The sequence below is a fragment of the Mycobacterium helveticum genome, assembly GCF_007714205.1.
Taxonomy (GTDB): Bacteria; Actinomycetota; Actinomycetes; order Mycobacteriales; family Mycobacteriaceae; genus Mycobacterium; species Mycobacterium helveticum.
Genome location: NZ_VMQU01000016.1, coordinates 24,103 through 48,050 on the forward strand (window position 1 = coordinate 24,103; position 23,948 = coordinate 48,050).

The following is a 23,948-nucleotide window of genomic DNA, read 5'->3' on the forward strand; positions in this document are numbered from 1 at the left end:
ACTGAGGAGCATTAATGGAACGGCTTTTCGACGACCTGGATGACTTCGGCGCCTTCGATGACGCGGTCTCCGGCGACGTGCGCGACCCCTACACGGAGTTGGCGCGGCTGCGCCGCGAGGAGCCGATCCAGCGCCTGGATGTCTCCGGGATGCCGCATGAGGAGTCCAAGCCGGTCTTCATCGTCTACCGCTACGAGGAAGCCCAGCAGATGCTGCGCGACAACGAGACGTTCTCGTCGGCGGCCGTGATCGCGGCATTCGGCCCGGTACTGGGGGAACGCGTGATGCTGGGCATGGACGAACCTGTGCACGGCCGGCTGCGGTCACTGGTGTCAAAGGCTTTCTCGCAGAAGGCTTTGGCGCGTTGGGAGGACGAGCTGGTCGGGCGCGTCGGCAACAGCCTGATCGACAAGTTCGCGGCCAACGGCAAGGCCGACCTGGTCAAGGAGTTCACCTTCGACTATCCGAGCCAGATCATCGCGGGCCTACTGGGCCTGCCGCAGCAGGATTACCCACAGTTCCAGCGCTGGTCCATCTCGTTGCTCAGCTGGATCCTGAACCCCGAACGCGGCCTTGCGGCGTCGGCCGCGCTGTGCGACTACTTCGCACCGATCCTCACATCCCGCCGCGCCGAGCCGAAGGACGACCTGATCAGCGGGCTGGCCCAGGCCGAGATCGATGGAGAGAAGCTCGAGGACGAGGAGATCTACTCGTTTCTGCGATTGCTGCTGCCCGCCGGGGTGGAGACGACGTACCGTTCGCTGGGCAACCTGCTGTTCGCGCTGCTGTCGGACCCCGCGCAGTTGAACGCCGTCCGCGCCGACCGGTCGCTGCTGCCGCAGGCCATCGAGGAGGCGGTGCGCTGGGAGCCGCCGCTGCTGACCATCACCCGGGTCGCCACCCGCGACACCGAACTCGGCGGGGTGCCGATACCGGCGGGCTCGACGGTGATGCCGATGCTCGGGGCCGCCAACCGTCAGGAGGATCGCTACCCGGACCCGGACACCTTCGACATCTTCCGCGCGCCCAGGGCGCACCTCGGGTGGGGCCACGGCGTGCACGTCTGTCTCGGCATGCACCTGGCGCGGCTCGAGATGCGCACCGCGGTCAACCTTTTGCTCGACCGGCTGCCGAATCTGCGCCTGGACCCCGACGGCGACGATCCGCATATCCGCGGGCAGGTCTTCCGGTCGCCGACGTCGCTGCCGGTGCGGTTCGACCCCCGATAGCCCACCTCGCGCAGGCTGCACCTTGCCAATCGGCTAGTTTCCGGTAAGGCTCTCCGTAGCCCCTCAACGACCCAGCAGAGAGTGACAGATATGACCGAGGCTGTAAAGGTCCGCTTCGAGCCCAAGATGATGATCGACGGCAAGCTCGTCGAGGGCCGGGCCGGCACCTTCACCAACATCAACCCGGCCACCGAGGAGAGCCTCGGCGAGGTCGCCGACGCGTCGAAGGAGGACATGCACCGCGCCATCGACGCCGCGCGGCGCGCCTTCGACGAGACGGACTGGTCGACCAACCGCGAGCTGCGCAAGCGTTGCCTGCTGCAGCTGCACGAGGCGATCGAATCGGAGAAGGAGGAGCTGCGCGAGGAGCTCATCCTCGAAGTCGGCTCGCCCCGGGCCATCACGTTCGGGCCCCAGCTGGATGCCCCGCTGGAGGACGGTCTGAAATACCCCGCCAGGCTCATCGACGAGTACGCCTGGGAAACCGACCTCGGGGACAAGGTGATCAGCCTGACCGGCACGCTGACCACCCGCAAGGTCTGGCGCGAACCGGTCGGTGTGGTCGGCGCGATCGTGCCGTGGAACTTCCCGTTCGAGGTCACCCTCAACAAGCTGGGCCAGGCGCTGGGCACCGGCAACACCGTGGTGCTCAAGCCGGCCCCGAACACCCCGTTCAACGCGACCCGGCTCGGCCGGCTCATCGCCGAGAAGACCGACATCCCGCCGGGCGTCGTCAACGTCGTCACCGCGTCGGATCACCTTGTCGGCGAAGAACTCACGCTGTCGCCGAAGGTCGACCTGATCTCGTTCACGGGCTCGACCGTGGTCGGCCAGCGGATCATGGAAAAAGGCGCGGCGACCATGAAGCGGCTGTTTCTGGAGCTCGGCGGCAAGTCGGCCACCATCGTCCTGGAGGACGCCGATTTCGGGATGGCCTGCGCCATCGGCATCGCGCCGTGCATGCACGCCGGGCAGGGCTGTGCGAACCCGACCCGGATGCTGTTGCCGCGGTCCCGCTATGACGAGGGCGTGGCGATTCTCCAGAGCATCTACGAGAACGTCACGTGCGGTGACCCGCAGGACCCGGGAACCCTGTGCGGTCCGGTGATCTCGGAGTTACAGCGCGACCGTGTGATGGGCTACATCCGCAAGGGCGTCGAGGAGGGCGCCACGGCGCTGGTCGGCGGCCCGGATGCGCCGACTGGGTTTGACAAGGGATTCTTCGTCCGCCCAACGCTTTTCGTCGACGTCGACAACTCCATGACGATCGCCCGGGAGGAGATCTTCGGCCCCGTGCTGGCGGTCATCCCCTTCGACGACGAGGAGGACGCGATCCGCATCGCCAACGACAGCAAGTACGGGCTGGCCGGCAACGTGATGTCGGGCTCGCTGGAGCGCTCGCTGGCCGTGGCCCGCCGGATCCGGGCCGGCTTCATGGGCGTCAACGGCGGCGCTCCGTACGGCGCCGACACACCGTTCGGCGGTTACAAGTACAGCGGGGTGGGACGCCAGAACGGTGTGGCCGGCTTCGACCAGTACACCGAGATCAAGGCCGTGGCGTATCCCGCCGGGTGACGCCTTCGGCTGACGCCGTTCACGCGCGCGGAGAACGCGGTGACCGACGCGCCGTGCCCGCACCGCGGCGCAAGTGTGTCCCGAGCCGAACTGGCGGACCATATGCGACGATGACCAACGTCCTGGGACGGCGCGACTTTAGGCCCTCGTGCGGGACTGGCAAAGGGTCGTATATCCCCTACAGTGTCCTTTTCGCCGGCGTCGGCGGCGGCAGAGTCGGCGGGCATTCCGACCGCCCGTCAGAGGAGTCAGTGATGCGAAGCAGTCACCGTGGTCCCACCACCCCACGATCCCGCGGTCGGCGGCACAAAAGCGTTCTGGGCGCGCTGACCGTGGTGGCCGGGTTCGGCGTGCTGACGCACGCCGGCACCGAACCGGCGGCGGCAACCCGGTTCAGTCCCGACGAGCAGCGCATCATCGAGGAGTTGCCCTACGGGTTCGGCGGGCCCTCCTGCGAGACCGCCCGCAACCGGCCCGCCGGCTCGCTTGCCGGCCTCAAGTGCGGCCAGAATGCCGGGCTGAGCAGTCCCGTGGGCGGTCGTTTCATGTTGTTCGCCGATCCGGATTCGCTGAACCGCGCCTTCCAGGACGACCTGACCGGTCGTGGGCCCGACTACGAGCCGGCCCCGTGCCCGGGTATGGGCGACTCGCCGAGCACCTGGCACTACACCGCGACGCCGTGGTTGGTCGCGGGCCAGATCTTTTGTGGCACCTACCAAGGCGCCCCCGACATCGAATGGACACGCGATCGCGAGTTGCTGCTCCTCAACGTCCACGACGGTCCCGATATGAATAGCCTGTTCCAATGGTGGGACCGGTACGGCAACGAGCCCCGCGAGCCGATCCCGTTCACGCGATGAGCGTGACCGCCCGATAAGCCGTCGGCTCAGCCCGTGGTATGGACGATCAGCACGTCGATCGTGGCCTTGGTGGCAATACTTCCCGGGACGGAGAATACCCGAGCGATGAGCGCGGAGCGGGCGTCCAACCCCACATTGCCGACCACCAGCAAGTCGGCGCCGACCGTCTCGGCGAGATCCACCAACGCATGCACCGGAGCCTCCTCGATCGGCCGTTCCTCGATGTTCTCGGCGCCGGCCGCCTTGGCCCGGTCGCGGGCGTCGCGCAAGATCGCGTAGATCGGCGCGTTGCCGTGCACCTTGTAGCCCTCTTCCCCGAGGACATCGGCCGCGCGCGCGTCGTCCTTGCGGGGGAAGAACCCGGTCGCGATGATCAGTTTCGCGTTCGACTCGGAGGCGATCGCGGCGGCCCGGTCGACCGCACGCAGCGACGACTCGGACCCGTCGGTGCCGACGACCACGGTCTGATAGACCTTCATGTGACCTCGCCTCGCATTCCTCTCGGCGCCGGTAACGCGGGGCCGCCGCGGTAAGACGCCCGTGTGAGCGTGGCCGGTGATTACCCCGCTCGCTAACGACGTACCGCCACCGATAGGTCGTCGCACACGGCGTCCCCGGCGGCGGCGGACACGATGCGAGCGACGAGCTTGCCGCCACGGGTGACCTCGATGGGCTGGCCCGCGGCAACCGTGTCGAAGTAGCGCCCCGCGCGCTTGCGCAACTCGTCGAGTCCGATTCGCCGACCGGAGTCCGGCACGACGAGGGCCGTGCTCGACTCACCGGCCGACACGATCCGCGCCAGCAACCTGCCGCCCCGGACGACATAGATCGTCTCCCCGGCCGCGACGCGATCGAAGCACTGCCCGGCACGCTTGCGCAGGTCCTCGAGGCCGACCCATCCCGTGGCGTCCGGCACCCCGTCGGTGACCGACCGCGCCGGGATCGGAGCCACCCTCCAGGCGCCGACCGGCACGATCCGTGCCACCAGCTTGCCGCGACGGACTACGTCGATCGTCTCCCCGGCGGCGACCCGCCCGAGGTACGCACACGCGGCGTTCCGGAGTTGGCCCAGGCCGATCACTTCGCGCATTGCGCCCCGATTCCTGTGTTCCTCGGCCGGCGGTGAGGAGTTGAAGCGGCCGCCTGTGCCGGGCGGACCGGGCCCGGCCGCCCGGGGCCAGTATATGACTGTACGTGCGGTCAGTGTCAATGGTTGCGCCGCGACCTGACCGCGAGCCGGGAAAGCCACACGACCAGGTCGGCGGGCACGAACGGCCTCAGTCGCCGCCGCTCGGCGCACCGACGCGAACAGCACTGTAAGGCAAGGGCGTTGGTGCCACCACCGCCGGCGATGGAGCCGGTGCGGCTCAGCCGGCCGGCGCCAGCATGTCCTTCCATCCGTCGTCTGCCGTCTTCACCGAGTTCTCCACCGCGTACCTGACACCGTCGGGCCCCACCAGTTCGCCGCTCTGCGGGCTGTAGATCGCCGCGGGCGGCGCACCGGGGGTGTAGACGCAGGGATTTGGCTGCTGCCCGTTGCATTCGACGGTCCCCGCCCCCGGCCGCTGCAGCGCGTCGCTGACCGGGGGCGGCGTCCCCGCCACCCTGTCCGACGGCGCCGGGTTGAGGCCGTTGTCGACCGAGGGTGCCTGAATCACCTGACCCGGCTTCACCGGCTGATCACAGCGTGCCGCCGGCGCGGGGCAGGTGAGGATCTGGTTGGGGTCGCCGTACCACGGGTTGGTGCCCAGCGGAACGTAGGGCTTGGGATCGCGGCAATCCCGCGGCGTCGCCGCGCGCTTGCCGGGGACGTCGACGCACGGCAGGTTGCGTGCCCCGCGCACGTCGTTGGCCGGAGTGTCCTGCGGGATCCTGCAATAAGTTCCGGACGGCATCGGGGCCAGGCTGGTGTCCGCGGGGGACCGCCACTGAGGTGCCGGTAGAAAGCCCGTGAGACACGGCGGGGGCTGGTTGATCGTCAAATGCGTGCCCAAAGATGCATAGCCCGGGAAAGCCGTCGTCACCGTCTGGCCCTCCGCGGCGCCCTGCGGATAGGCGACCAGCAATTGCTCGACGCCCTTGTGGTAGCGCTTGAGCATGTCCAGCACGATCTCGAGGTTCGCCAGTGTCTGCGGCAGCGCGTCTCGGATGTCGTTGAACACCGCGTTGACCTGATCGGCCGTCGGCGCCGCTTGCGTCAGGATGCTTTGCACGTGCTGGTCGCTTTGGGCGCTCTGCGCGGCCAGGATGTCCAGGTTGTGCGACCAGCGCTCGATCGAGTCACCCGAGTTGACCTGGCTGTCGATGATCGGACCGGAGTTTTCGATGATGTCGTTGACATCGGCGATGTTGGTCTTGAAGTCGCCGGCGATCGCCTGCGTCGCATCGACCAGTCGTTGCAGCGCGGGGCCCAATCCGCCGACAGCCTGGGCCGTCTCGTCCAGCAACGCGGCGATCTTCTCCTTGGGCAGGGCCGCCAGCCCGCGGTTCGCGGCGTCCAGCGCCGGCCCGATATCGGTGGGCACGGTGCCCCTGTTGATGGTTTGCCCCGCCGCGAAGTACTTGCCCGGCTTGCCCGCGGACACCAGGTCCAGATACTGCTCGCCCACCGCCGACACCGAATGCACGTTCGCCGACGCGTCAAGCGGGATGTGGTAGCGGTCGGAGATGCTCATGGTCACCCGCGCGCCCGTTTCGGTCGGCTCGACGGCGGTGACCGTGCCGATGGTCTGACCGCGATAAGTGACGTTGGCCGTCCGGTACAGACCGCCCGACGCGGGCAGGTTTGCGTGCAGCGTGTACTGGCCGATCCCCGCAGCGGCGGGAAGGCGCAGGTAGTACCCGCCCAGCACGACCGCGGTGATCGAGGTCAGAATGCCGAACAGGATCAGCTGGCGCTTGATTAAGGGGGTCAGCACTGTCTGTCCGCCCGTTCCACCAGCGGCCCGCCCGGGGCATCGTTCGGGTTCGGTGTGTACCGGACGTCGGGGATCATCGTTTCGGGGTCGCGGCCCCACGACTGCTCGAGCGCGCGCAGCGCTCCGGAGAATCCCGTCCCGGTGAGGACGGCGTTGTCCACGGCGCTCATGGTGAGGTCGAGCGTCAGCGACAGGTTGAAGTAGTCGCCCCGGAAGGCCTTCGGCACGGCGTCGATATCGAACGGCCGGACGAGCATCAGCTTGAGCGCGCGGATCAGATACGGCGAGCCGCGGCCGAGTTCACGCAGCGGGCACTGCAGCGCCAACAGGTCCTGGTGCAGATCGCCCCGGGAGGCGGACAGGTATTGGTCGGCAACCCCGCTGAGCCGCCCGGTGGCGTCGACGGCATTGATCAAAAGATTTTGCTTGTCGGCGAAATGCTTGATCAGGGGCGGGAATTCGGTGAGGACGCGATCCAGGACGTCCGAGCGGGGACCCACGTACGCCAGCAGCCGGTTCGTGGAGTCGATGGCGCGGGTGATGTCCTCGCGTTGCTCGTTGAGCCGCGCGGTGAAGGTGTCCAGCTTGCCGAGGAAGGCGCGGATCTGATCGCCCCGCCCGTTCACGATGTTGTACACCTCGTTCTGCAGCACTTCGAGGTTCGGGATGCCGCCTCCGCGGATGACCATGGCGAGGGCGGCCAGGGTCTGCTCGGTCGTGGGGTAGGTGGACGCGTTCTTCAGCGGGATGGTGTCGCCGTCCTTGAGCGGCTCCGGGGACGGGTCGGGTGGCGCCGCCAGCTCTATGTGCTGGGAACCCAGGAGGCTCGTCTGCCCGATCTTGGCGGTGGCGTTCCTGGGTAACTTGACGTTCTTGTCCACCCGCAGCGTCAGCGTGGCGACCCAGTTCTTCAGGCTGATCGCACGCACCGTGCCGACGAAGACGTCGGCCACCCGCACCCGGCTGTTGTCGTTGAGGGCCAGCGTGTCGGGCATCTGCACGTAGATGATGTAGGAGCCGGGCCCGCTGCCGGGGCCACCGGGCATCGGCACGTTGGCGATGCCGCGCCAACTCGCGCAGGAGGTCAGTGCCACGGCGGCGCCCAGTAGCGCCACCCCCTGCCAGGTCCGGTGTCGGAGCCGAATACCGAAGGAGCGCAAACTCTTTACGGTCGTCGTGCGCTTCACGATCCCGGTCCTCCGGCTGCGGCCGACGCGGGCGTCGGCGCAACGGGTCCCGGGACGACGCCGGGTCCCGGCGGCGGGGGCGGGATCGGCACCTGGGGAGCATTGACGCCCACGGGCGAAACCACCGGGTGCTCGTCGTACGCGTTCGGCGGTCCCGGTGGGGTCTGCAGACCCGACGGCGGCGGAGCGGCGTCCGACCCGCCCATCAGTTCGGCCAGCGAATCGGGGGCCATCAGACCCGCCGTGATCGGCCCGACCGCGGTGCCCTGCATGCCCGGCGCGGCAACCCAGCCGGGCTGGGTGTTGCGGTGGGACAACGGGGTGTCGGGCACCCAGATCCCGGGCACCGTGGTGTCCTTGTACCCGTTCGGCGGCTGCAGCCGGGGCTCCGAGTACGCGACTTCCTTGGGTAGCGTCTCGGCGGTGCTGAACAGGTTCAGGCCGAAGGGCAGGTAGTTGAACTTGATCGCATCGAGAACGGGCGCCAGGTACTGCGCGCACAGTTCGGCCGAATCCTGATAGCCCAGCCGGCTGCCCGCCTGAATCATGCTGCACAGGAACTGCATCGGGTTCGCGAAGTTCGGTATCGCCGGGATGGACATGACCGCGCCGTGCGACGGGTGGTAGATCTGGCTGAGGTTCGTTTCCAGCGTCGGCAGGACGTGCAGGGCGGTCTCCAAGCCGTTCAGCGGATCGGGTTGGACCAGCGTGGTCGTCAGATCGGCGAGGTTGTCGATGTCGTGGGTCAGCACCCCGCGGTTCTTGTCCAGGAACGGCCGCAGGGTGGAAAGCAGCCTGTCGAACTGCACGATCGCATCGCTGAGGTCGTGGTCGGACCCGGTCAACTTGTCGGTGAACTGGGCCAGGTTCTGGTTCAGCGCCACGAACTGCCGGTCGTCTTTGTGCAGGGCGTTGACGAACAGCGCGAGGCTGTGCACCACCGCGAAAAAGTCCCCACGGCCCTCGTTCAACGCGGTCAACGCCCGCGACAGACTGTCCAGCGTGGTGTTGATCTGCTTGCCCTTGCCGGCCAAGCCGTCGGCGAAGGCCTCGATGACGTCACCGAAAGGACCTTTGGGCTGCTCGGGTGTCGGGCCGAGCTTGGAGATGACCTTGGCGACGCTCTGGCTCAATTGGTCCCACTCGGTCGGCACCTGCGTGCGCTCGATGGGTATCACCGCATGATCGGCCATCACCGGACCACCTTTGTAGGGTGGCTCCAACTGAATGTTTCGCGAGGCGACCAGGGTGGGGTTCAGGATCACGGCGGACGCGTCGGCCGGCACCTTGTATTTGTTCTTGTAGCTAAACGTCACTTTCATCTTGTCCCCGGCCGGCTCGATCTTGTCGACCGAGCCCACGCGAACGCCCATGATCTGGACTTTGTCGCCCGGATAGAGCGCGTTCGCCTCCGGGAAGTAAGCGACCACGGTGTTGGTGGTCAGCTTGTCGTACAGCCGCCATCCGACGAACCCGGCGAGCAGGGCCAGCGCCACTATCAGCGCCCCGATCACCTTGTGGTACCGCCACTTACGGACATCGAAGATGGTGCTCAATTCTGGCTACCTCCCGTTGCGCCGCTACCCCCGGTGCCGCCGGGGTTGATGTACGGCGCCGGCAGCTGCGGCCCGGGTCCGGGCGGCGCGGGTGGCCCCGGCGGCAGGCCGGGCGCGAAGGTCGACGGTGGCGGTACGGGGCCGGCGGGTTGCAGGTTCTCGGTGCGCGCCCCCGGCGGCGCATTGGCCGGCAGCGGCACCGGTGTGCCCGGGACGTCCGGGGGCGGCTCGCCCGGCCGCCCGGCGATTCCGATCCCCGGTGCCGGCGGCAGGCCGTTGGGGTTCGGCGGCGACGCCTGCACGTCGATCGGTGCGGGGAAGCTGCCGCCGAACGGTCCGGCGTCGACACCCGCGCATGGCAACGGATTCCACGGCCGCGGCAGCGCGTCGCTTGGTGGGGTATACGAACATGCGGTGCCCGGTGGCACGGCCGGTCCCGGATGGTCCGGGGTGCCTTCGGTTACCGGAGGTGCGGGTGGCGGCGCGCCGTTGGGGAAGCGGGTGCCGTTGGGGTCGGGCCAGCGGAACTCGGGCAGGCCGGCGCTGCGCCAGAAATCCTCCGGGTCGATGCCGCGCTTCTTGAAGGCGGCGTCGACGAACGGCTGCAAGATCCAGTAGGGCAGCAGGTTGGACAGGACGATCTTGAAGTACGGTCCCGACGCGACGGATTCCCCGAGCGATGCGGCGAATTGACTTACGTACGTGAGGGTTTGAGCGAGGTCGTCTTTGCGTGCCACCAGCATGTCGCTGAGGGCGTGCAACTGCTCCAGTACCGGATTGAGGTTTGGGTTGTCGTTGATGAACCCCTGCACCTGTACCGAGAAGGCGGAAACGTTCTGCAGCAGGGCGTCAATGGCCTTTCCACGTTCGTTGAACGCGGCCAGCAGCGTCTTCGCGTTGACCAGCAGCCGGTTGACTTGTTCGCTGCGGTCGCCGAGCACGCCGGCTACCTGCTTGGCCTGGGCGAGCAGGTGCTTGACCTGCTCGTCGCGCTTGCCGATGGTGTCGGAGAATTTCGCCAAACCGTCGAGTGTGGCACTCAGGTGCGGGTAGGTCTGGTCGATGGTCTGCGACAAGACGTTCAGCGACCGCTTGACGGTGTCGACGTCCCAGCCGGCGGCCGCCTTGGTGATGTCGTAGTTCGCGTCGTAGAGCTGATAGGGGGTGGTGCTCTGGCCGAGCGGCAACACGCCCCCGGCCGGCAATGTCCTGGCCCCCTTCGGCTCGATCTCGAGCACCTTCTTGCCCAGGATGGTGTCGGTCTTGATCGCGAGCCGGCTCTCGGTGCCGATGGTGTTGGGGCCGATGGTGAACTTGATCTGGACGTGGTCGCCGTCGATGTCGAACGCTTGCACCGTGCCGACATTCACGCCGGAGATGCGCACTTTGTCACCTTTGTTCAATTGGCCGGTGTCGGTGAACTGCCCGTAGTAGCTTGGACTGGCGAACATCATCGGGACGCTGGTGAAGCTCTGGCCGACGGCGACGACGAGTCCCAGCACGGTGATGCCCATCAGCCCGACGCGGACGCGGTTGAATTCCGTCAGTGTTCTCATTGCGGCGTGCACCTGCCCGTGGGCTGCTGCCAGATCCGCACCGTACGCACGGGCCCGCCGGGCTGCAGCCCGTTCCATCTGATCGAGAGGTCGCAGAGGTAGAAGTTCACCCAGTCCCCGTACAGGCCGATGCTGCGACCGATGAGGTTGAGCGCCGTCGGCGTCTTGTGGATGAGATCGCTGAGCTGGTCACGCTGGTCGACAAGCGGTTGCTGGAGCGCCTGCAGGTAGTTGATCTCCTTGTGCAGCAAGGCCCGGTTCTCCGCCAGGAGGTCGGCGACGGTCCCGGCGGCGGTGCTGATGTTCGCGACGCCGGCGGCCAGCGGGTCGGCGTGGTTTTGCAGGCCGGTGATCAGTCTTTCGAAGTTGTCGACGGTCTGGTCGAACTCCTTGCGATGCCGAACTGTGGTGTCCAGCACGACGTTCAGGTTCTTGACCACCTCGCCGATCGCCTGGTCGCGCTCGGCGATGTGCGCGGTCAGCTGCGCGGTCTGGTCGAGAATGTCGTTGATCGTGCCGCCCTGACCCTGAAACACGGTGATGATGGCCGAGGCGATGGTGTTGACCTTTTCCGGGTCCAGTGCCCGGAACAGCGGCTTGAAACCACCGATCAGGGCGTCGAGGTCGAGCGCCGGTGAAGTCCGGGACAGCGGGATGAATCCGCCCGGCGGCAGGACCCGGTCGGCGCCCTCACCCTCGCCGCGCTTGAGTTCCAGGTAGCGGTCGGCGAACAGATTGAGATAGCGGATCTGGGCGGTCGTCGACTGGTAGAGCGGTATCGAGCGGTCGACGACGAAGTCCACCTGTACCTTCGTGCCGCCGTCGGTCAGCCGCACCTTGTTGACCTTGCCGACCTCGACCCCGGAAGCGCGGACGAACTGGCCGTCTTTCAGGCCGCTGCCATTGCTGAACTCCGCGATATAGCTGTTGGTGCTGTTGAAGCGGATCTGAGCGAACACCACGACGATCGAGACGGTGATGAGCGCCAGCACCAACGAGACGATGCCGAGCTTGATGGCGGAGCCGTTTACTTTCATGGGTTCATCACTGTCATGGGTTGATCGTGTTGTCTCCGACTTGGCGGCCCCACACGTATTCGATGGCGTACGGCGAGCCGGTATCCAGGTGGTTGTACGGCGCGAGGCTGGCGCCGGTGTCCAGCACCAATTCGGGAGCGGGCCAAAGGTCGTGGGTGACCTGCTGCCAGCAACCCGGCGCGCCGCCCGGACCGCCGCGGGCATTCACCCGGGGCAGATTGTCCGGGTAGACATACGGATTCGGCGCCCCGCCGACCAGCCCGGCCAGCCCCAGCAGGCCCCCGGTGGCCACCGTGCCGGCCAGCCCGGGCAGCGTCAGGATGCCTCCCAGCCCGGACGTCAGCTCGGTCATGGTTCTCAGCGCGTAGCCGTTGCCGCCGCCCGTCGTCGCGTAGGCCGCGGGTTCTTCGTCGTAGTAATTGCGGATGGTGCAGAAGATCTCGGGGCTGTAGGTGTCGAGCAGTCCGGCGGTGGGCACCAGATCGGCGGCACCTCGCTGCAGGTAGGGCCCGCCGCGCCGGAAGATGTCTTCCCCGGTGTTGCCCAACCCGGTCGCGGCCAGCAACGCGGAGTCCAGGTCGGCTTCCTGCCGGTGCAGGGTGCGCGCCGTGATGACCGCATTGTTGAGCGCGTCCAGCAGATCCGGCGCGGCCTTGGAGTAGGTGTCGCCCAGGGCCGCCAGCCGCGCGATGTCGTGCCGGAGCTGCGGCATTCGCGGATTGACGTCGTCGAGGATGGCGTTGCCGTTGACGATCGACTGCCCGAACTTGTCGCCCAAGCCGGCCAGCGCCTGCGCGGCCGCCGCCAGCGTCAGGTTCACCTTGACCGGGTCCACCTTCTGCACGATCGAGGTGAGGGTCTCGAACAACGTATTGAACTCCGTCGTGACCGACCTCGCATCGATCACCTGCTGCGGCGTGATGCGCTGCGGCGTAGGGTGTTTCGGCGAGGTCAACGATACGTATTTGTTGCCGAACACCGTGGTTGCCTTGATGTTGGCGTCGACATTGGCAGGAATCAGCCCGATGTACTTCGGATTCACGTCCAGGACGAACTTGGCCGCCGGGATGCCGTCCCGCTCGATCTCCGAAATGCTGGCCACGCGGCCGATTTCCACGCCGTTGTAGGTGACCTTGGAGCCCGGGTCCATCACCAGACCCGACCGGGGAGCCAGCATCGTCAAGGCCGTGGTCGGGGTGAATTCGCCCCGGAACTGCAACCACACCAACGCCAGCACCGCCGCGGCGACCACCAGGAACGCCACGGCCGTCGTCTTGTACGGCGGGATGCGTGGCGGGTTCTGCTGCACCGGGATCGTCATGATGGCTAGCCGGTGAGGTTGAAGTTCGGGTTTTTGCCGTAGACCGCCATCGCGGTCAGAACGACCACCATAACGATGGTCACCAATGACAGCCGCATCGAACGGCCGACCGCCTCACCGACGCCGACCGGCCCGCCGCTGGCGGTGTAGCCGTAGTAGCAGTGCGTGGTCATCACGACCACCGCGACGAGGATCACCTCGGCGAACGACCAGCCCACATCGTTGAGGCGCAGGAAGGTATGGAAGTAGTGGTTGTACGTGCCGGTGGACTGCCCGTACAGCACGACCGTGGTGACCTGCGCGGACAGGAAGGCGAGGGTAATCGCCAACCCGTAGAGCGGGATGATGACGACCAGGCCCGCCACCACCCGGGTCGACGCCAGGTAGGCGACCGACCGGATGCTCATCACATCCAGCGCGTCGATCTCCTCGCTGATGCGCATCGCGCCCAGTTCGGCGGTGGCTCCGGCGCCAACCGTGGCGGCCAGCGCCTGCCCCGCGGCCACCGGCGCCACGAACCGCACATTGACCATTGCGGCCAAGAAGCCGGTGAACGCTTCGACACCGATGTTTCCCAGAGACGCGAAGCCCTGGATGGCGACCAGTGAGCCCGCGGACAGGGTGATGAATCCGACGATGGCGGCGGTGCCACCGACGACGGCCATCGCCCCGGTACCCATCCCCATCTGGGCGATCAACCGCAGCAACTCTTTCGGGTAGCGGCGCACGGCGAAGGGGATCTGGCCCACCGTCGACAGCGCGAACCAGATCATCTGGCCGATCTCGACCAGGAGCCGCACCGGGGCCTCGCCGTATCGCGCCCAGGGGAAGCGGCCGCGCACCGGGGCGGCCGTTGTGTCCTCGGCAGTTCCCGCCGTCACGGTCATGTCAGTGCCCCGTTCCGAACCGGACACCGATGGTGGTCAGCGCCGCGTTGACCGCGAACAGCGCGATGAAGCACAGCACCACCGTCTCGTTGACGGCGGTGCCCAGGCCCTTGGATCCGCCGCGGACGATCAGCCCGCGGTAACAGCCGACCAGGCCGGCGATCAGCCCGAACGTCGCGGCCTTGATAAACGCGATCACCACCTCCGGTAGGCCGGTGAGCGCCGTCAGCGTCGAGAGGTAGGCGCCGCTCGAGACGTTCTGCAGGTACACGCTGAAGAGGTAGCCGCCCCCCAGGCCGACGGCGACCACGAGGCCGTTGAGCAGCACCGCGACGAGCATCGAGGCGACGACGCGCGGCACCACCAGCCGGTGGATCGGGTCGATGCCGAGCACCTCGAGCGCATCGATCTCCTCGCGGATGGTGCGCGAGCCGAGGTCGGCGCAGATGGCGGTGCCCCCGGCGCCGGCGACCACCAGCACCGTCACGATCGGACCGAGCTGGGTGACCGCCGCGATCCCGGCACCGGCGCCGGAGACGTCGGCGGCGCCGAACTCGGCCAGCAGGACGTTGAGCGTGAAGATGAGCAACACGGTTTCCGGGATGGACACCGCGATGGTGGGCAACAGCGAGACCCGCATCAGGAACCAGCCAACCCAGATGAACTCACGCCATTCGAAGGGTTTTTTCAGGGCTTTGCCCGTCAGCACGCACATCCGGAAGAACCCGCCGGCCACTTCGGTCCCCGGCCGGAGGCGGCGCCCGAGTCTTCCGGCGATCGCGCTCGAGGTCGTCATCGGCGCCGTCCCCGAGGCAGCGCACGGGCCGGGCATCGTCGTCGCGAAAAGTGTTCCGCGACAGAGCTGCTAGGAGGTTGCGGCGACTGCGACGGTGTCCGGCTTCGTCGGCTGGAGCCTGCCCGGCCGGCGGCCCGGACCGCTGCGCCCGGGATCCATGTCGCTCTCGTTTGCCCCACGAGCCACTATTGCATTAGACCGTACGGTCAGTCAATAACGAGCATGGCCGCACCTGGATCGGTGTGGACCCGTCGCGGAAATGCCCGGTCCGCCCTCCGCAGTCCTTCTGTCCCTGAGCCTTTTTGGTCCCTAAACTTTTGGTCCCTAAACTTTTGGTCCCTAAACTTTTGGTCCCTAGGCTTTTGGTCCTGGGGCTTTCTGTCCAGGGTCTTTTTGGTCCTGAGCCTTTTTGGCCCCTGGGGCTTTCGTGCTTGCCCGGTGCGTTAGGTGGGGATTCGGCGGCATTGCCTGCCGGCTACGCGGACCGAGCGTACGGTTGAAAGGTTTCGCGGCCGTGGCGCTCCGCGCGGTCCTGAGGCCGGCCGGTTACGGCCGACGACGCGCCCGCGCACGGCATTCCGTGGCTATGCGGTCAACCCGCGGTGCCCGCGACCGCGGCCAGGGATTCGCGCACCACCGCGACGACGTCCGAGGCAGGGTCCGCCCACTTGCTGAGCCCCAGGCGGTCGAGCAGCAGTCCGCCGAGGAACACGTCGACGAACGCGGCCCCGACCTGTTCGGGTGTCCGGGAATCGTTGGGAGCGAACCACACCCACATCCACTCCAGTGATCCCCACAGCTGCAGTGCCGCCAGTTCGACGTCCACGCTTCGGAAAACCCCGACCTCCACGCCGTTGCGGATCTCGTCAACCGCGAGCCTTTGCAACTGACGACGCAACTTACGCGCTTGCCGCATCGCCGGATCGTCGGACAACTGGACCACCTCGCGCTGACTCGCCACCGTCGCGTTGCGGTCGAGCGCGTGGAGCAGCGCGGACGTGTAGATGATCGCGGCGATGCGCTCGTGCGGTGCCCCCAGGCGACCCCACACCATCCCCAGTACCTCGAGTTGGCGGGCCAGCTGGTTTTCCTCGAGCTCCCGCAGCATCTGCACCTTGGTCCCGAAGTGATGGACGATGGTGCCCTTGGACATGCCGAGCTCGCCGGCGATGTCGCCGATATTTGTTCTATCGTAACCACGTTCAGCGACATAGCGGACAAAGGCATCCAGGATCTCGCTGCGCCTGCCAGGCGATCTGGGCATTGACCATCAACCCTTTTGTGGGCGTGAACTAACCGTACGAACGGTCTATCATAGCTGTCGCGCGTTGAGGATCCGCGACGGCACACGTTCTCGGCGCCCGGTGCGGCTACGGGCCGGGCCAACCCGTCAGCTGCGCTGGTCGGGCGCAGTCAGGACATACATGTTCGCGTCGGCTCCCGGCCTGATCTCACCGGCGGCGTACACGGTCATGAGTTCTCTGCCATCACTGTCGACCACGCAGACATAGGTGTCGGTCTCGGCGTCATAGTCGAAGCTGTCCCACGCCAGCACGAACGCCAGGCAGTTGCCGTCGCGGTCTGCGACGACGAGCTTGTGCACACCCGATTCCTTCAGGAGTTCGGCATCCCGGGCGTGCCGCTGAGGGGCCGCGTTGTTGTGGACCGCTACGCCGTTTTGCATCAGTGCACTCCCTTAGCGCGAGGTTGATTTCCTCGGGTCCGGCCCTCGACCTGGTGCGGACCTGCGCGAATTGTCTCTCCGGACACCGCGGGGGACCAGGGCATTACGACCCTCCTCGACGGGTCGTAAGTCGCTTGGCGACAAGTCGGTGATCACGCGCCGGGCCCCGCCGGGGCCGGGACCGGCGCCGGACCACCCCGCCGCCCGATCTCCCAACGCGTTGGTTGACAATCGAGCGACAACACTTCGTTTGCAGACACGCGTCAAAGGAGACACATCAATGGCTGAAGCCGTCATCGTCGAGGCAGTCCGCTCACCCGTCGGCAAGCGCAACGGCGGGCTGTCCGGCGTGCACCCCGCGGATCTGTCCGCACAGGTCCTCAACGGTTTGGTCGACAGGGCCGGCATCGACCCGGGAATCGTCGACGACGTCATCTGGGGTTGCGTCATGCAGGCCGGTGAGCAGGCCCTCGACATCGGCCGCACCGCGCCGCTGACCGCCGGCTGGCCGGAGACGGTTCCGGGTGTGACCGTCGACCGCCAGTGCGGGTCGAGCCAGCAGTCGGTGCACTTCGCCGCGGCCGGTGTGGTCGCCGGCCACTACGACGTGGTCGTCGCCGGCGGGGTGGAGTCGATGTCGCGCACGCCGATGGGGTCGTCGCTGGCCAACGGCGGGCGGCCGTACCCGGACGCGTTCATGAACCGCTACGACCGCCAGGTGCCCAACCAGGGCATCGGCGCCGAGATGATCGCCGAGCAGTGGGGCCTGAGCCGCACCGCACTCGACGAGTTCTCGCTGGCTTCGCACGAAAAATCCGCTGCAGCACAGGATTCCGGCGCCTTCGACGACCAGATCGTGGGCATCAAGGACCAGGACGGCAACATGGTGCTCAAGGACGAGGGCATCCGCCGCGGCACGCCGATGGAGAAGATGGCGTCGCTGAAGCCGGCGTTCAAGGAGGACGGCGTGATCCACGCCGGCAACTCCTCGCAGATCTCCGACGGTTCGGCCGCCCTGCTGTTCATGTCCGCAGAGAAGGCGAAGTCGTTGGGGCTCAAGCCGATCGCAAGGGTGCACACGGCGACGCTGGCCGGAGCCAACCCGGTGATCATGCTGACCGCGCCGATCCCGGCCACCCAGAAGGTGCTGAAGCGCTCCGGGTTGAGCATCGGCGAGATCGGCGCCTACGAGGTCAACGAGGCCTTCGCCCCGGTCCCCATGGCCTGGCGCAAGGACATCGGCGCCGACGAGAAGAAGCTCAACCCCAACGGCGGCGCGATCGCGCTCGGCCACCCGCTCGGTGGCTCGGGGGCGCGGCTGATGACCACGCTGCTCTACCACATGCGGGACAAGGGAATTCGCTACGGCCTGCAGACGATGTGCGAGGGCGGCGGCCAGGCCAACGCCACCATCCTGGAGCTGCTGTGACGGAAGGCGACACCGGCCGGCCCGCGGTGCTGGTCGAACGTCGCGGCAACGTGGCAGTCATCACCATCAACCGGCCGGAGGCCCGCAACGCGATCAACGGCGCGGTCAGCATCGGGGTCGGCGACGCGCTCGAAGAGGCCGGGCACGACCCCGAGGTGCGGGCCGTCGTCGTCACCGGCGCGGGCGACAAGTCGTTCTGCGCCGGTGCCGACCTCAAGGCGCTCGCGCGCCGCGAGAACCTGTATCACCCCGAGCACGGGGAATGGGGCTTCGCCGGCTACGTGCACCACTTCATCGACAAGCCCACCATCGCCGCGGTCAACGGCACCGCACTGGGCGGCGGCACCGAGATCGCGATGGCCAGCGACCTGGTGGTGGCCACCGAGGGCGCCACGTTCGGGCTGCCGGAGGTCAAGCGGGGGCTCATCGCCGCGGCCGGTGGCGTCTTTCGGATCATGAACCACCTGCCCCGCAAGGTGGCCATGGAACTGCTGATGACCGGCGAGCCGATCACGGCCTCCGACGCGTGCCGGTGGGGCCTGATCAACCAGGTCGTCGGGGAGGGTCCCGAAAAAGGCTCCGTGCTCGACGCCGCGCTGGCGCTCGCCGCACGGATCACCGTCAATGCGCCGCTGTCCGTACAGGCCAGCAAGCGCATCGCCTACGGGGTCGACGACGGCGTCGTCGCCGACGAGGAGCCCGGCTGGGAGCGCACCGTCCGCGAGATGCGCACGCTGCTGAAATCCGAGGACGCCAGGGAGGGACCGCTGGCGTTCGCCGAGAAGCGCGAGCCGGTCTGGAAGGCCCGTTAGACACCGCGAGCAGACGCAAAATCCCGCAAAAAGCCTTGCTTTTCGGGGATTTTGCGTCTGCTCGCGCTAGCTCCCCAGGATGTTCACTCCCCACCGGAAGGCGGGGGGCAGCAGGGTGGACACCGGGACGACGGCCCGGCGGGTCAAAGGTGGCGCGCTGGCCAGCACCAGTGCGCGGGTGAGCCACCGGTAGTCGCGGGTGACCCGGTGCCAGGCGGCCTCGTACGACGCGGGTGCGTCGGCGGCGATGGCGTCGATGACCGCCGCCGCCTGCTTGACCGCGAGGCTGATGCCCTCGCCGGTCAGTGCGTCCTCGTAGCCGGCCGCGTCGCCGACCAACAGCACGCGCCCGGCGACCCGGCGCGAAACCACCTGGCGCAGCGGACCGCAGCCGCGCGCGGGCCCGCGATCGGCACCCGCCAGGCGCCGTTCCAGCTCCGGGAACCAGGCCAGGTCGGGCCGCCCGCGGGACAGGATCGCCACGCCCACCAGGTCCGGTTCGACCGGCGTCACGTATGCCTCGCCCCACCGCGACCAGTGCACTTCGACGAACTCCGACCACGCCGGCACGCGGAAATGCCGGCGGACGCCGTAGCGACGGGGTGTTCCGGCCCTCGCGGTGATCCCCACCGCGCGGCGGACCGTCGAATGCAGCCCGTCGGCCGCCACCAACCACTTCGCGCGCACACCGGCCGCCGTCACGCCACCCGCGTCCTGCTCGACGGCCGTCACCCGCGCCCGAATCCATTCCGTGTCTTGTTGTTTCGCCCGCGCTTCCAGTGCCGCGTGCAGGGTGGTCCGTCGTACGCCCCGCCCGGGGCCGTTGCGAAATCGCGCCTGCGCCCGACGGCGATCGCTCACGTAGGCGATCCCGCGGAACGGCATACCGGCCGGGTCGACACCGAGCGCAGTCAGCTCGGAGAGCCCGCCGGGCATCAACCCCTCACCGCACGCCTTGTCGACGGGGCCGTCCCGCGGCTCGACCACCACCACCGAAAGCCCGCGCCGGCGCGCGTGTAACGCCGTGGCGAGGCCCCCCGGTCCGCCGCCGACGACCAGCAGGTCGGCGTCGTAGCTCGTCATGTGTAGCCCAGCGCGGAGTTTTCCACGCGCACCCGCACCCGCAGCAGGGCCGCGTTGGCCACGGTGAACAGGGCCGCGGTCACCCACGCGGTGTGCACCAGCGGCAACGCGATTCCCTCGGCCACCACGGCAACATAGTTCGGATGATGCAGCCACCGGTACGGCCCCTCGCGCACCAGCGGAGCGTCCGGCAACACGATGACCCGGGTGTTCCACCGGTGGCCCAGTGTCGCGATGCACCACCAGCGCAGCCCCTGGCCGAGCGCCACCACGGCCAGCATCGGCCAGCCCAGCCACGCGATGAACGGCCGATGCAGAGCCCACGGTTCGACGACGCAGCCCACCAGCAGCGCCGCGTGGATGACCACCATCACCACGTAGTGCGGCCGGCCGAACTCCCTGGCACCCCGGGCGAGAGACCACTCGGCGTTCCGCTTCGACACCACCAGTTCCACCAGGCGTTCCAGCCCGACCGCCAGGATCAGCAGGTAATACATGGGACCACTATCCCGTGACCGGACCCGGGGGGCCAATGGGCGGCGGCTGCTGACACATCTGGGCTCACGATGCCGCCGCGGGATCGGTTCAGCGGCGCCGCGCGCGCCCGCGCGGCCGCTAGGGTGGGCAAGTATGCGGATCCTGGTCACCGGTGCCACTGGCTACGTGGGATCGCGGCTGGTCACGGCGCTGCTGGCCAACCAGCATCAGGTCGTGGCGGCCTCCCGGAACCCGGCGCGCCTGAGGCGTCTCGGGTGGCACGCGGACGTGACGGCGGTCACCCTGGACGCGTCGGATCCCGAGTCGGTGCGATCCGGGATGGCCGCGGGGGGCCCCGTCGAGGTGGTGTATTACCTGATACACGCGATCGGTCAGCGCGGGTTCCGCGACGCCGACCGGGCCGCGGCGGCCAACGTCGCGGCGGCGGCCAGGGACGCCGGTGTGCGCCGCATCGTCTACCTGGGCGGGTTCGTCCCCGCCGGCGAGGCCCTGTCGGAGCACCTGGCCAGCCGGGCCGAGGTGGCCGCGGCGCTGACGCTCGAGGACGGCCCGGAACTCGTCTGGCTGGGCGCGGCGATCATCATCGGCGCCGGTTCCACGTCGTTCGAGATGATGCGTTACGTCGGAGACCGGTTCCCGTTGATCCCGATTCCCACCTGGATGGACAACCCGATCGACCCGATCTCCATCCGCGACGTGCTGCACTACCTCGTCGCCGCGGCGGACCCCGACCGGGTGCCCGCGGGGGCCCACGACATCGCCGGCCCCGACACCACCACCTACCGGGAGTTGCTCGAGACCTACGCGCGCGTGTCGGGCCGCTGGCATGCCGCCGTGCCGGTCGGCCCGGTCGACATCGCGCTGGCGTCACTGATCACCGGGGTCGCGCTGCCGGTTCCCCACGGATTGGCCTCCGACCTCGTCGCGTCGCTGGATCATCCGATGGTGGCGTCGGACAGCGGACTGCGCGAGCGGGTGCCCGACCCGCCCGGCGGCCTGCTCGGCGTCGAGGACGCCGTCGCACGTGCGGTGACGGCCAACCGCAGGCCGCAGCCCGTCAACGCCCTCGCCGATCCGCACCATCTCGCCGACAGCGATCCCGCCTGGGCCGGTGGCGACGCGCTGTGGATCCGCCGGATCGCGCGGGCGGTCACACCGCCCTTCGCCCGTCCCACGCTGCGGCTGGTGAACCGCGTCCCCGGCCCGCTGGCCGGGCTGCTGCGGACCGGCCTGGAAGTCCTCGTCGCCGTCACCCCGAAGGCGCACCCCGCATGAGCGGGCCGACCGCTCCCGGGCGCGCCAGCGCCGCCTCCGAGCTGCGCCGCGCGATGACCAATGTCGCCGCGCCCCGGAACGAACCGCCCGGCCTCGTGCGGCGCCGCCGCGTCGTCGTCAGCGTCACGCTCGTCGTCGGCGCCGCGGTGCTGGGATTCTCGCTGCGGCGCCACCCCGGCGAGTCGAGTTTCTACTGGCTCACCCTGGCGCTGGCCGCCGTATGGATAGCGGGCGCGTTCGCCTCGGGTTCGCTGCACCTGGGGGGCGTGTGCTGGCGCGGGCGCAACCAGCGGCCGGTCATCTCCGGGCTGACCATCGGCCTGCTGATCGGCGCCGTGTTCGTGGTGGGCGGGCTGGTCGCCAGGAAGATTCCGGCGGTCGCCGAGTTGATCACCCGGGTGCTGCTCTTCGCCCACGGGTCTTATCTGTTCATCGTCGTGATCATCGCCATCAACGCGGTGGCCGAGGAGATCTTCTTTCGCGGCGCGCTCTACACCGCGCTGGGCCGGCACCACCCGGTGGTGATCTCGACCCTGCTCTACACCGTTGCCACGATGGCCAGCGGCAACCCGATGCTGGGGTTCGCCGCGATCATCCTGGGGACCGTGTGCGCCGCGGAGCGCCGGGCCACCGGCGGTGTCCTCGCGCCGGTGCTGACCCACGTCGTCTGGGGACTGATCATGGTGCTGGCACTGCCGCCGATGTTCGGCGTCTAGCTAGAACGATCGTCGAGGCGCCGTCGAGATCGGCGTTTCGCAGGAAAAGTTCGAGGAGCGCGCTGCAAAAGGTCGATCTCGCCCACCCGAGAACTCCGTTCGCCCGACTACCGCGCCGCGGCGAGGACCCGGCGGGCCAGGCGGGCGAGCGCGGCCGCGTGCACGGGCCGCGCCAGCAACCAGTACAGCCGGCCGACGATGCCGCTCGGCAAGAAGGCCGCCCGTTGCGAATACCTGCTGCCGCCGCCGTCGCGCGGCGTCACCGAGATCTCGAGCCACTCCCGCCCCGGCCGGCGCCGGGTCCCGCGCAGCCGCAGCAGCCGGCCGGGTTCGCGCTCGGCCACCGCCCAATGTCCGCGGCCGCCCACGACGTTCTCGGCCGCCCGCCAGAGGTCGTCGGGCGCGGCGTCGGTCACGGCGGCCCGCACGTCCGCGTAGACGACCTCGCCGGCCCAGTCCGGGTCGCTGGGCAGGGCCTCGGCCGGCGCGGACCGCAGCGAGGCCCAGGTGGCGTCGGTAAGGCCCCGCTTTGCGCGGTCGAGTGCCAGCGCGACGGCGCGACGGTAGTCGGTGAGTCCGTCCTGTGGCGGCGCGATGATGCCGTCGATGTCGTGGTTGCGCATCACCGCGTCGCATTCCAGCGACTCGATCAGCGGCCGCGCCAGCCCGGGCGGGATCGGCGTCACGGTCCCCACCCACAGGCTGGCGATCGTGGGTGTCAGGAACGGCAGCACGATCAACCGGCGCGGCCACAGGCCGGCCACCTCCGCGTAGACCCGCATCATGTCGCCGTATTCCAGGACATCGGGTCCGCCGATGTCCCAGGTGCGCGCCCTGTCCTTCATCGGCACCGGGGCCGTTGCCGCGGCCGCCAGGTAGTGCAGCACATCGCTCACCGCGATGGGCTGAATCTTGTTGTGCACCCACTTCGGCGTGGTCATCACCGGCAGCCGGTCGGTGAGGTGCCGGATCATCTCGAAGGACGCCGACCCCGACCCCACGACCACCCCGGCCTGAAGTACCACGGTCTCGATGCCGGAGCCGATCAGCGCCTCGCCCACGGCTTTTCGCGACTCGAGATGCGGCGAAAGCTTGCGGCCCTCCGGGTGCAAACCGCTCAGGTACACCACCCGCCGCACCCCGGTGCGGCGGGCGGCCGTCACGACGTTGCCGACGGCCCGGGATTCCTCGGTGGCGAAATTCTTCGAGATGCCCATCGAATGCACCAGGTAGTAGACGACGTCCATCCCGTCGAACGCCGCGATCAGCGACTCGACGTCGCCCAGGTCGCCGCGAACCACCTCGGCCTTTTCCGGGGCCTGTTCCCGCCAGGGCACGTCGGCCAGCTTGTCCGGGTTGCGGGCCAGCGCCCGCACCTGATGGCCTTCGTCCAGCAGTCGCGGCACCAACCGGGCGCCGATGTAGCCGGTCGCGCCGGTCACCAGGCACCGAACTCGTTGCGCCATCGGTTCTCCGTTCTTCGCCGGTCATTCGGAGCTGACGCAGGCAGGGATTGCCGCTTCCGGCGA

At 68.4% G+C, this 23,948-nt stretch carries 22 protein-coding genes; 7 read left to right on the forward strand and 15 right to left on the reverse strand.

The genetic code is table 11. From position 1 onward, the window contains the following. Window positions 1-14: 14 nt before the first annotated feature. The 3 genes from FPZ47_RS05910 to FPZ47_RS05920 all read left to right on the forward strand — a co-directional run bounded on the left by FPZ47_RS05910 (window position 15) and on the right by FPZ47_RS05920 (window position 3,664). The gene (locus FPZ47_RS05910) at window positions 15-1,229 is read left to right on the forward strand and encodes a cytochrome P450 (RefSeq protein WP_144949632.1); all 1,215 of its coding nucleotides are present in this window, start codon (window positions 15-17) and stop codon (window positions 1,227-1,229) included. 90 nt (window positions 1,230-1,319) lie between these two features. After that, window positions 1,320-2,804 carry an aldehyde dehydrogenase family protein gene (locus FPZ47_RS05915; RefSeq protein ID WP_144949630.1) on the forward strand — a complete coding sequence of 495 codons (1,485 nt, stop codon included), beginning with the start codon at window positions 1,320-1,322 and terminating at the stop codon, window positions 2,802-2,804. A 254-nt stretch (window positions 2,805-3,058) separates the two neighbouring features. Further along, complete coding sequence (locus tag FPZ47_RS05920) at window positions 3,059-3,664, forward strand: hypothetical protein (protein ID WP_144949628.1); 606 nt, start codon at window positions 3,059-3,061, stop codon at window positions 3,662-3,664. Between the two features lie 26 nt (window positions 3,665-3,690). Here FPZ47_RS05920 and FPZ47_RS05925 read toward each other — a convergent pair whose 3' ends face one another. The 12 genes from FPZ47_RS05925 to FPZ47_RS05980 form a co-directional block, all read right to left on the reverse strand. Next, complete coding sequence (locus FPZ47_RS05925; protein WP_144949626.1) at window positions 3,691-4,143, reverse strand: universal stress protein; 453 nt, start codon at window positions 4,141-4,143, stop codon at window positions 3,691-3,693. 92 nt (window positions 4,144-4,235) lie between these two features. Continuing rightward, window positions 4,236-4,754 carry a type II toxin-antitoxin system Phd/YefM family antitoxin gene (locus FPZ47_RS05930; protein WP_144949624.1) on the reverse strand — a complete coding sequence of 173 codons (519 nt, stop codon included), beginning with the start codon at window positions 4,752-4,754 and terminating at the stop codon, window positions 4,236-4,238. 277 nt (window positions 4,755-5,031) lie between these two features. After that, window positions 5,032-6,582, reverse strand: coding sequence for an MCE family protein (locus FPZ47_RS05935; protein WP_144949622.1), 1,551 nt, complete (start codon window positions 6,580-6,582; stop codon window positions 5,032-5,034). Continuing rightward, window positions 6,576-7,742 (reverse strand): virulence factor Mce family protein, encoded by a 1,167-nt coding sequence (locus FPZ47_RS05940; RefSeq protein WP_246133301.1) that lies wholly within the window; start codon window positions 7,740-7,742, stop codon window positions 6,576-6,578. Before FPZ47_RS05940 ends, FPZ47_RS05935 begins: the two co-directional genes overlap by 7 nt. Window positions 7,743-7,765: 23 nt before the next feature. After that, on the reverse strand, window positions 7,766-9,325 hold the full coding sequence (locus FPZ47_RS05945) for a virulence factor Mce family protein (protein WP_144949620.1): 1,560 nt from the start codon (window positions 9,323-9,325) through the stop codon (window positions 7,766-7,768). Beyond that, complete coding sequence (locus tag FPZ47_RS05950; protein ID WP_144949618.1) at window positions 9,322-10,881, reverse strand: virulence factor Mce family protein; 1,560 nt, start codon at window positions 10,879-10,881, stop codon at window positions 9,322-9,324. The genes FPZ47_RS05945 and FPZ47_RS05950 overlap by 4 nt, the downstream gene beginning before the upstream one ends. Further along, window positions 10,878-11,918: a virulence factor Mce family protein gene (locus FPZ47_RS05955; RefSeq protein ID WP_144949615.1), complete on the reverse strand. Its 1,041-nt coding sequence runs from the start codon at window positions 11,916-11,918 to the stop codon at window positions 10,878-10,880. The genes FPZ47_RS05950 and FPZ47_RS05955 overlap by 4 nt, the downstream gene beginning before the upstream one ends. A gap of 13 nt (window positions 11,919-11,931) precedes the next feature. Beyond that, window positions 11,932-13,239 carry an MCE family protein gene (locus tag FPZ47_RS05960; RefSeq protein WP_144949613.1) on the reverse strand — a complete coding sequence of 436 codons (1,308 nt, stop codon included), beginning with the start codon at window positions 13,237-13,239 and terminating at the stop codon, window positions 11,932-11,934. Between the two features lie 5 nt (window positions 13,240-13,244). After that, window positions 13,245-14,126, reverse strand: coding sequence for an MlaE family ABC transporter permease (locus tag FPZ47_RS05965; protein WP_144949611.1), 882 nt, complete (start codon window positions 14,124-14,126; stop codon window positions 13,245-13,247). A gap of 1 nt (window position 14,127) precedes the next feature. Next, entirely contained in the window at window positions 14,128-14,841 is a 714-nt protein-coding gene (locus FPZ47_RS05970; RefSeq protein ID WP_425461749.1) for an MlaE family ABC transporter permease, read from the reverse strand. A gap of 673 nt (window positions 14,842-15,514) precedes the next feature. Beyond that, window positions 15,515-16,186: a TetR/AcrR family transcriptional regulator gene (locus FPZ47_RS05975; RefSeq protein ID WP_144949607.1), complete on the reverse strand. Its 672-nt coding sequence runs from the start codon at window positions 16,184-16,186 to the stop codon at window positions 15,515-15,517. Window positions 16,187-16,312: 126 nt separating this feature from the next. Beyond that, window positions 16,313-16,606 carry a hypothetical protein gene (locus FPZ47_RS05980; RefSeq protein WP_144949605.1) on the reverse strand — a complete coding sequence of 98 codons (294 nt, stop codon included), beginning with the start codon at window positions 16,604-16,606 and terminating at the stop codon, window positions 16,313-16,315. A 280-nt stretch (window positions 16,607-16,886) separates the two neighbouring features. On the opposite strand from FPZ47_RS05980, the gene FPZ47_RS05985 reads away from it, so the two are divergent. Together FPZ47_RS05985 and FPZ47_RS05990 are read left to right on the forward strand one after the other, a co-directional pair. Next, window positions 16,887-18,035: a thiolase family protein gene (locus FPZ47_RS05985; RefSeq protein WP_144949603.1), complete on the forward strand. Its 1,149-nt coding sequence runs from the start codon at window positions 16,887-16,889 to the stop codon at window positions 18,033-18,035. Continuing rightward, window positions 18,032-18,847 carry a crotonase/enoyl-CoA hydratase family protein gene (locus tag FPZ47_RS05990; protein ID WP_144949600.1) on the forward strand — a complete coding sequence of 272 codons (816 nt, stop codon included), beginning with the start codon at window positions 18,032-18,034 and terminating at the stop codon, window positions 18,845-18,847. Before FPZ47_RS05985 ends, FPZ47_RS05990 begins: the two co-directional genes overlap by 4 nt. A 66-nt stretch (window positions 18,848-18,913) precedes the next feature. Here the strand turns inward: FPZ47_RS05990 and FPZ47_RS05995 are convergent, their stop codons facing one another. Beyond that, entirely contained in the window at window positions 18,914-19,930 is a 1,017-nt protein-coding gene (locus FPZ47_RS05995) for an NAD(P)/FAD-dependent oxidoreductase (RefSeq protein WP_144949597.1), read from the reverse strand. Beyond that, window positions 19,927-20,427 carry an isoprenylcysteine carboxyl methyltransferase family protein gene (locus tag FPZ47_RS06000; RefSeq protein WP_144949595.1) on the reverse strand — a complete coding sequence of 167 codons (501 nt, stop codon included), beginning with the start codon at window positions 20,425-20,427 and terminating at the stop codon, window positions 19,927-19,929. The genes FPZ47_RS05995 and FPZ47_RS06000 overlap by 4 nt, the downstream gene beginning before the upstream one ends. Before the next feature lie 133 nt (window positions 20,428-20,560). Between FPZ47_RS06000 and FPZ47_RS06005 the strand changes: the two genes are divergently transcribed. Next, window positions 20,561-21,703 (forward strand): NAD(P)H-binding protein, encoded by a 1,143-nt coding sequence (locus FPZ47_RS06005; protein WP_144949592.1) that lies wholly within the window; start codon window positions 20,561-20,563, stop codon window positions 21,701-21,703. Continuing rightward, window positions 21,700-22,419: a CPBP family intramembrane glutamic endopeptidase gene (locus FPZ47_RS06010; RefSeq protein WP_144949589.1), complete on the forward strand. Its 720-nt coding sequence runs from the start codon at window positions 21,700-21,702 to the stop codon at window positions 22,417-22,419. The genes FPZ47_RS06005 and FPZ47_RS06010 overlap by 4 nt, the downstream gene beginning before the upstream one ends. A gap of 107 nt (window positions 22,420-22,526) precedes the next feature. Here FPZ47_RS06010 and FPZ47_RS06015 read toward each other — a convergent pair whose 3' ends face one another. Then, window positions 22,527-23,885 (reverse strand): DUF2867 domain-containing protein, encoded by a 1,359-nt coding sequence (locus FPZ47_RS06015; RefSeq protein WP_144949586.1) that lies wholly within the window; start codon window positions 23,883-23,885, stop codon window positions 22,527-22,529. Window positions 23,886-23,948: the final 63 nt, after the last annotated feature.

What these genes read in the sequence shown, in the direction of transcription:
- FPZ47_RS05910 (WP_144949632.1), top strand. Translation starts at nt 15, where the DNA reads ATGGAACGGCTTTTCGACGACCTGGATGACTTCGGCGCCTTCGATGAC.
- FPZ47_RS05915 (WP_144949630.1), top strand. Translation starts at nt 1,320, where the DNA reads ATGACCGAGGCTGTAAAGGTCCGCTTCGAGCCCAAGATGATGATCGAC.
- FPZ47_RS05920 (WP_144949628.1), top strand. Translation starts at nt 3,059, where the DNA reads ATGCGAAGCAGTCACCGTGGTCCCACCACCCCACGATCCCGCGGTCGG.
- FPZ47_RS05925 (WP_144949626.1), bottom strand. Translation starts at nt 4,143, where the DNA reads ATGAAGGTCTATCAGACCGTGGTCGTCGGCACCGACGGGTCCGAGTCG.
- FPZ47_RS05930 (WP_144949624.1), bottom strand. Translation starts at nt 4,754, where the DNA reads ATGCGCGAAGTGATCGGCCTGGGCCAACTCCGGAACGCCGCGTGTGCG.
- FPZ47_RS05950 (WP_144949618.1), bottom strand. Translation starts at nt 10,881, where the DNA reads ATGAGAACACTGACGGAATTCAACCGCGTCCGCGTCGGGCTGATGGGC.
- FPZ47_RS05955 (WP_144949615.1), bottom strand. Translation starts at nt 11,918, where the DNA reads ATGAAAGTAAACGGCTCCGCCATCAAGCTCGGCATCGTCTCGTTGGTG.
- FPZ47_RS05960 (WP_144949613.1), bottom strand. Translation starts at nt 13,239, where the DNA reads ATGACGATCCCGGTGCAGCAGAACCCGCCACGCATCCCGCCGTACAAG.
- FPZ47_RS05965 (WP_144949611.1), bottom strand. Translation starts at nt 14,126, where the DNA reads ATGACCGTGACGGCGGGAACTGCCGAGGACACAACGGCCGCCCCGGTG.
- FPZ47_RS05970 (WP_425461749.1), bottom strand. Translation starts at nt 14,841, where the DNA reads ATGTGCGTGCTGACGGGCAAAGCCCTGAAAAAACCCTTCGAATGGCGT.
- FPZ47_RS05975 (WP_144949607.1), bottom strand. Translation starts at nt 16,186, where the DNA reads ATGCCCAGATCGCCTGGCAGGCGCAGCGAGATCCTGGATGCCTTTGTC.
- FPZ47_RS05980 (WP_144949605.1), bottom strand. Translation starts at nt 16,606, where the DNA reads ATGCAAAACGGCGTAGCGGTCCACAACAACGCGGCCCCTCAGCGGCAC.
- FPZ47_RS05985 (WP_144949603.1), top strand. Translation starts at nt 16,887, where the DNA reads ATGGCTGAAGCCGTCATCGTCGAGGCAGTCCGCTCACCCGTCGGCAAG.
- FPZ47_RS05995 (WP_144949597.1), bottom strand. Translation starts at nt 19,930, where the DNA reads ATGACGAGCTACGACGCCGACCTGCTGGTCGTCGGCGGCGGACCGGGG.
- FPZ47_RS06000 (WP_144949595.1), bottom strand. Translation starts at nt 20,427, where the DNA reads ATGTATTACCTGCTGATCCTGGCGGTCGGGCTGGAACGCCTGGTGGAA.
- FPZ47_RS06005 (WP_144949592.1), top strand. Translation starts at nt 20,561, where the DNA reads ATGCGGATCCTGGTCACCGGTGCCACTGGCTACGTGGGATCGCGGCTG.
- FPZ47_RS06010 (WP_144949589.1), top strand. Translation starts at nt 21,700, where the DNA reads ATGAGCGGGCCGACCGCTCCCGGGCGCGCCAGCGCCGCCTCCGAGCTG.
- FPZ47_RS06015 (WP_144949586.1), bottom strand. Translation starts at nt 23,885, where the DNA reads ATGGCGCAACGAGTTCGGTGCCTGGTGACCGGCGCGACCGGCTACATC.